This is a genomic window from candidate division WOR-3 bacterium, from assembly GCA_011052815.1.
Classification (GTDB): domain Bacteria; phylum Hydrothermota; class Tepidihabitantia; order SM23-42; family SM23-42; genus DRIG01.
Genome location: DRIG01000019.1, coordinates 1 through 6916 on the forward strand (window position 1 = coordinate 1; position 6916 = coordinate 6916).

Annotated in this window: 5 protein-coding genes; 4 read left to right on the forward strand and 1 reads right to left on the reverse strand. The window is 41.4% G+C overall.

Translation table 11 applies throughout. The features are described from left to right. Window positions 1-516 precede the first annotated feature (516 nt). On the reverse strand, window positions 517-1767 hold the full coding sequence (locus tag ENI34_01455; protein ID HEC77794.1) for a hypothetical protein: 1251 nt from the start codon (window positions 1765-1767) through the stop codon (window positions 517-519). A 172-nt stretch (window positions 1768-1939) separates the two neighbouring features. Between ENI34_01455 and ENI34_01460 the strand changes: the two genes are divergently transcribed. Genes ENI34_01460 through ENI34_01475 form a run of 4 tightly spaced genes read left to right on the forward strand, consistent with a single transcriptional unit; the run spans window position 1940 to window position 6908 of the window. Then, window positions 1940-3154, forward strand: a complete 1215-nt coding sequence (locus ENI34_01460) for a hypothetical protein (GenBank protein ID HEC77795.1) — start codon at window positions 1940-1942, stop codon at window positions 3152-3154. Further along, window positions 3151-4353, forward strand: coding sequence for a hypothetical protein (locus ENI34_01465; protein ID HEC77796.1), 1203 nt, complete (start codon window positions 3151-3153; stop codon window positions 4351-4353). Before ENI34_01460 ends, ENI34_01465 begins: the two co-directional genes overlap by 4 nt. A gap of 1 nt (window position 4354) precedes the next feature. Beyond that, window positions 4355-5689: a hypothetical protein gene (locus tag ENI34_01470; GenBank protein ID HEC77797.1), complete on the forward strand. Its 1335-nt coding sequence runs from the start codon at window positions 4355-4357 to the stop codon at window positions 5687-5689. Between the two features lies 1 nt (window position 5690). Continuing rightward, window positions 5691-6908: a M23 family metallopeptidase gene (locus ENI34_01475; protein ID HEC77798.1), complete on the forward strand. Its 1218-nt coding sequence runs from the start codon at window positions 5691-5693 to the stop codon at window positions 6906-6908. The last annotated feature ends 8 nt before the right edge of the window (window positions 6909-6916 follow it).

A 6916-nucleotide genomic window follows, 5' to 3' on the forward strand; every position in this document is an offset into this window, starting at 1 on the left:
GACTCAGTAGATGCGGATTCGATTGAGGATGCAAAATTTCCTGATGGGTTCTTTTATGTAAAGGTTCTGGCTTATGATATCAGTGACAATGCCGATTCCGAGTCGGTGTTGGTCCATATCGACAACTTTGCCCCCAGGGTCAAGCAGACCTATCCATCTGATTGGTTTGCCTTTGTGCCAACCAAACAACATAAAATCTGGTGTTGTTTCTCTGAGCCGATGGATACAACAACTTTGACCGCAGAGAATATTAAAATCCAGAGTTTAAAATCAGATAGTTTTAACTACATAATAACTAATATTAATTATATTCAAGCAGATACCTTGGATACTTTTACGCTTTATTTAGAGGTTGATTCTTTTAGATATTTGAACTGTTGTTAACCATGAAAATTTCCGTCTTAAATCAAAATTAGATCTTACCCAAATTAAATTTAGATTACTGCAAGATAAAGTAGTTTTTTTGATCATTCTTCATCCTTGGGGAAATGATTATACTTCTTTCGATACACTTGGTCAAGCTTTCGTTGCAGTTTCATGATCTCTTGTAACAGTTTCAGATAAGACAGAGAAGTTTTTCCGTTTCATCAGGGTTTGTTTTTTCCCTTTACTGAGTGCCGCCGATTTTAAAACGCGCTTATATGGGGTATCAATTTCGTACTTCTTACGCACTTTACCACCAATACGCACTTTTTTAATAGTCTTCATCGTCGGCATAAAGTAATTATTCTTTAAGGAGATCAAGGGCATTAACCGGGCTAAAACTTGATACTCAGCATCCGTATCATAACGGCGATAACCCACCTGGGAACGCACCAGGGTCCATTGCCGACTTTCAACTACTGGATTATCATTCTTGTGATAAGCCCGAGAACGAACATACCTTACGCCCCGAGCCTGGGTATATGCCCACAGCGCTCGATTAATAAACTCACTACCACCATCCACATGCCGAGTGTTAACCTTAAAAGGCAGTGTCTGATCAATGTCTTTTAATGCTTGATAAACCCACTGATGCGCCTTATTCCTTAATGCCCGTAATTCAACCCAATGAGTGGTCGTTTCGACCTCAGTTAAAGTTAAACAATAACTCCCGCGCGACACCAACCCACAATGATGTACCGTATCCAGCTCAGTATAACCCAATCTCCCAAGCGGCTTATCAAAATGACTCTCCACCGGAATCTTTTTCTTCAACATTGAAGCATGAGGATGAGGTCGATACTTATGCTTTAGTCGATATTGATCCTTTACCGGCTTTAATAACCGTTCAATCGTGGCAGAACTGATAGTGCGTAAGAGCTCCTGAATCGCTGGCGGAATATTTTGTAACGGCCGCAGGATTTCCCGCATTTTCTTAGGAAAACCTTTGATTTCCTGACTCGGAATACCCGCTAATACCCAGGATTGGTGCTCTGTGATAAAAGCCCGAAGATGAACCGAGGAACGATAACCAGTTAGTACCCAGAGAGCTTTAAGGTAAGGCAGAAGTTCCCTGGTGTACTTCTTCTTGCGACCACGTTTATGAAGATAAGTAATCGTCGGGTCGCCGACCAATTTAATCCCCCTGGAGGTATAACGCACCTTACCAGTATTATTCAAAAGCATCGTAAGATACTTACGATGCAGATGGGTCGCCTTCACTAAGTCGTCGAGCATTGCACTCTTTTGCTGCCGGGATGCCTTTTTGTAGGCTCGGGCATTAAACTTAACTATTGACCTTTTGGCTTTCATCGTGTATACTCCTTCTGGTATTGTTATTGTCATAGGCACTCCTTTCGGATTTAATATATCCAAGAGTGCCTATGTTTTCAAGAAAATTCCTTAACCCGCAATTTTTGATTAAACAACCATCCTTCGGTAAGATTATTTTTGATGAAAAACGTTTTCTTGATTTAGTAAGATATATGCATAAAATAATAGCAAAAGAGAGGTAACTATGAAGAATGTGTTAATATCAACAATCATCGCCTTAACGGCAATCAGCAGTGGGCTTTATGCTCAGGAGCAGGGAACAGTTCAAGGAGAGATAGAAATAAACTTAGAATTAGTGTGGGAAAAGAAATTTGAAGAAGGCATAGTCGACGTGGCACTTTATGAAGAGAATCTCATGCCGAAGGTTATTATAACTGGGAACGATCCTAGATGGGGATGTAAAGCAGTACACTTTTTTGACAACGAAGGGGGTGAAATATACTCTCGAACGCTAATGGGAACAGTTTTTGATAAATTTGGAAATGTAATAAAATCTTGGGCTGAAAGTGGGCTTTCGAGAGCAGTTATTTCTAAGAATGGAAAATATGTAGGAATTTTAGAGCCGAGGGAATTTACCGAGAAAGAAAGTAACCCAATGGGAGATGTGGAAATAATAGACAGCTCAGGGATGATATTAAATCACTTTCCTCTTGACAGTTGGCACTACTGGGTATCGCCATATGGAGATGAGATAGTTTCTGCCTATCCCATAATGGATACTCCAATTTTTAGCATATGGAATAAGCAAGGAAAGAAGACGATCGACTTATCTAAGACATCAGATCCTGAATATTTCTTAGGAAACAGTCTGAAAGTGATAGGGTGGCGAGGTGCTAAAGCTGTTGAAAATTTAGTTGCGGTCTATGATTCAACACTGAAAAATCATTGTAGAAGCTTTGCTATTCCTGCTACTTCTAGTGGCTATACACATTCTAATTATTTTCTTCTTATTCTTTCTAAAAGAAACATGTTTGCTCTTTCAACGAGGTCTGAATTTATAAAGTTGTATAATGAGAATGGCAAATTGGTAGAATCGGTTGAGTGTCCTGTCGGGGGAAGAGCCATATTTTCTTCGTCAAGCAATAGATACATTCACATTCCATTAAAAGGAACTCATATACTTTATGATATTGAATTAGGGGAAGAAATTGTTAGAATAAATATTTCTCCTTCGCGTGCCGTAGCAACAGACAACGGTGAGCTTTACCTATTAAAAGCAGACTCTCTTTACTTCATAAGCCATAAAGGAACAATAAGCTCAAAGCTTGATAATTTGCGAATAGGAAAAGATGAGGAAACAATTTTTCTGAAAGCCAATACAACAGGAGATAGACTTTGTATTGTAACCAATCTTAGAATAATTATTTTAGATATTCTTAAAGCGCAGGAGGAGAAATGAAGCTGATAACACATTTGCTGATAGGAACTGTACTTCTATTTAGTTATCCTTGGCCAGTAAAGGATTTTAATACTCAACACCAGATTTCCGCAACTCTTGGCGAGTATCGAACAGACCCGTCGCTGCATTTTCATGCAGGGGTAGATATTCCTTGGCCACAAAGTGATTCGGTTTTTGCGGTAGATTCTGGGATTGTGGATTCTATAAATAAATGGGTAGGAAAATTTAGATATGTGCATGTGGATTTTGAGGTAAATGATGAGGAGACTCTTGCCACGGGTGATTTTGTTGGCTTAGTTAATTACCCAACAGCACCCCATGTCCATTTTCGTGAAGCCCCGGATTCAAGCAACAGAACTCCTGTTGTAAATAACTTATTCTCTGGTGCTCTCACCCCATATGTTGATTCCACTAATCCCTACATTGATTCAATAAGATTTTATAGGCAGGGTCCAGGGGATACACTGCTACACAAAGATTCTTTAGACAGAAAAGTTGATGTGCTAGCAGTTGCTCGTGACACCCGGACCGATAGCACTGGTCATGTTCCTGCTGTTCCTGGCACTACTTCGGTCTATCGGATTGGGTATATGGTTAAAGATACATCAGGTAATGTTAAGAAGACCTACTGGGAGAAGATAAAATTTGACACAATTCCCGATCCTGCCAGTTCATCTCAACTAAATCTAACCTATGGCTCTGGTTCATCATTATCTCATTTTCGTTATTGGGTGAGCAATGATCCATTCAATACCAATTCTGATTTAAGAAATTACTACTGGAACACAAAACAGCAGGAAGGGCAGCCTGACTCAGTTGACGCTGACTCGATTGAAGTCGCCAAGTTTAAAGACGGTTTTTATTGGGTGAAAGTTAAAGCTTACGACGTCAGAAACAATGCCGATTCCGAGTCGGTGTTGGTCCATATCGACAACTTTGCCCCCAGGGTCAAGCAGACCTATCCATCTGATTGGTTTGCCTTTGTGTCGAATAAACAGAAGACAATATGGTTCAAGTTCTCTGAACCGATGGATATAGTGAAAATTCCAAATGACAAATGCCAGATTTCAAATGAATTTTTAAATTTTAAAAATTTAAACATTTGTATAAAAATTGATGATTTTTTTGAAGAGGATATAAAGGAATTAAATGTTGATTTTTATCAGCGTTTTAATATAACCAACCAAATGGAGGTTTGAGATGAAACAAGTATTCTTGGCAATAATCATTGCCCTGATGACGGTTGGGCTTTATGGACAGGAGCCGGGTGCGGTTCAAAACGAGCCCAAAGTCAGGCTCAAGGTCGTCTATGAGAAGACCTTTGATGAGGAGATCCTGGATGTGATCTTCGACACTGCTACCGTTGCCATTGAAGAAGCCAAACAGATGGGCTGGAAGGAGGAGGCGTTTAGTGAGGAGGAGAAAGCTAAGGGGAAGGTGTTGGTTTCTTATCCAAAGGTGGTGTTTATTTCTCGGGGTAGGAGGATAAGTCGGCTTCCAGCTGAGCGTGGAAATTCTTACAATGCGAAAGAATTACCAATTTATGATAGAGATGGTAGAGTTGTAAACAAGATAGTTCTTAAAGATTACGGTGAAGAATATACTCGTTTCTCCCCTATGAGGAAGTTTATTACCGTGGGCAAAATGCCTCAAGAGTGGAGGCCAGATTACTCTGGTGGCACTTTATACGACAATAATGGCAGAATTATCTGGGAAATAGAAGGTCCTGCAGAACCAACAGCACTTGCGGTCTCGGATGAAGGTTATGTAATTGCCGGACGAGTTGATTGGATGAATGGTCCTCCTACACGCGGAGGAGATTTTTATGTATACGATCCGCGGGGAGCACGAATTGCAACCATTGAGAATCCAGACAAAAGGAGACTGGCATCATTACTGGCCAACTTCTCAAAAGATGGAAATTATGCATTACTATGCTTCAGTCCTGAGGAGGCACAACCAGCAGTATTTGTGTTAATCTCAAAAGAGGGCAAGATCTTATGGAAAAAAGAGATAGCGTGCATCCATTCTCGCTGGGTAGGGGAAACTGATGTATTTCCAAAGAAGGGGGTGATAGGGTGTATTTATAAAGGTGGATTACAGCTTTTCTATGTAGACTGGAATGGTAATTTGAGATGGCTTGCTCCATTGACCGCCTCCGGTTATGCCTGTTGTCGGTTTGCTCAGGATGGTAAGAGAGTTTATGCTTCATCCTCTAAGGGTTATCTCTGGTGTTTTGATCTTAACACCGGCAGGACAATCTGGAGGCACAAGGAGCCCTGGAGTCCACCGGTAGAGGGTAAAAGGGGAGTTCCAGAAGCACCAGAATTTGTAGAGCTATACGAACTTGGTCAGAATATAGTAGTAAATGCTACTTATAAGGTATTGGTTTTTGACAGCAAGACGGGTAAACTGGTGGCGGAAACTGAGTATGGGAAGGATACGAGAATATTTTTATCTCCCCACAACGGTAGAATCTTCGTCGTTGATGTTAAGGGCAAAAGAGTCTTAGGTCTTGAGGTAAAGGAGGGATAAAATGGCAACCATCACTTTGTTGATTCTTTTCTCAACCTATCCCTGGCCGATAAGGCCATTTGGTAGTGCTCACCCGGTTAGTGCTACCCTAGGAGATGCCCGTGGCAGTGTGGCAGCACCAAGATTTCACTGGGGGATAGATATCCCGGCTGACAGTGGAACCAAAGTGTATTCGATAACCTCTACTGATTCGGCAATATGTGGTGGTGTTAGACCCAATACATACGTTAGGGTAGGAGATTATTGTTACATTCATATAGATACGCTTGTTTCCACCGGTGATTCTGTCCTCGGTATCCTGGACACCATCAACACCCCGCCCGATACCATCGGGAAGGTGCTTGACTATCCCAATGGTGACCATCTCCATTTTCAGGTGGGTCCTGCTGGTGGTCCCTATGAAAATCCCCTTTCCCATAATGGTGGGCCGGTGGGCTATGATGATACCGGCAATCCCACTGTCTCAATCGACTTCTGGCGTCAGGGGTCAGAAGGTGATACTGCCCAGCAGTTGGTTGGTGTTCTTGATGGCAAGGTTGACATCCGGGCCTGTTGTCAGGATACCCAGACCTCAGGCGGGGTGAACAATACATCCGGGGTTTATAAACTTGAGTGGAGTGTTAGGGATACCATTACCAGTGATACTGTTGGACCGATTCAAACGATCATATTCCCTCAGGTTCAACCGCCGAATAATGGAGATCCAGTATTATTAGTTTATGACCGGCATAATTACCGAACCGCCAGTCCTTTCTACTACTGGGCAACAAATCGGATTGTAAACAATCAAGTAGAAGACCGCTACTGGAACACCAAACAGAAGCTTGGGCAGCCTGACTCAGTAGATGCGGATTCGATTGAGGATGCAAAATTTCCTGATGGGTTCTTTTATGTAAAGGTTCTGGCTTATGATATCAGTGACAATGCCGATTCCGAGTCGGTGTTGGTCCATATCGACAACTTTGCCCCCAGGGTCAAGCAGACCTATCCATCTGATTGGTTTGCCTTTGTGCCAACCAAACAACATAAAATCTGGTGTTGTTTCTCTGAAGCGATGGATACAACAACTTTGACCGCAGAGAATATTAAAATCCAGAGTTTAAAATCAGATAGTTTTAACTACATAATAACTAATATTAATTATATTCAAGCAGATACCTTGGATACTTTTACGCTTTATTTAGAGGTTGATTCTTTTAGATATTTGAACTGTTGTTAACCATGAAA

What these genes read in the sequence shown, in the direction of transcription:
- ENI34_01455 (HEC77794.1), bottom strand. Translation starts at nt 1,767, where the DNA reads ATGACAATAACAATACCAGAAGGAGTATACACGATGAAAGCCAAAAGG.
- ENI34_01460 (HEC77795.1), top strand. Translation starts at nt 1,940, where the DNA reads ATGAAGAATGTGTTAATATCAACAATCATCGCCTTAACGGCAATCAGC.
- ENI34_01465 (HEC77796.1), top strand. Translation starts at nt 3,151, where the DNA reads ATGAAGCTGATAACACATTTGCTGATAGGAACTGTACTTCTATTTAGT.
- ENI34_01470 (HEC77797.1), top strand. Translation starts at nt 4,355, where the DNA reads ATGAAACAAGTATTCTTGGCAATAATCATTGCCCTGATGACGGTTGGG.
- ENI34_01475 (HEC77798.1), top strand. Translation starts at nt 5,691, where the DNA reads ATGGCAACCATCACTTTGTTGATTCTTTTCTCAACCTATCCCTGGCCG.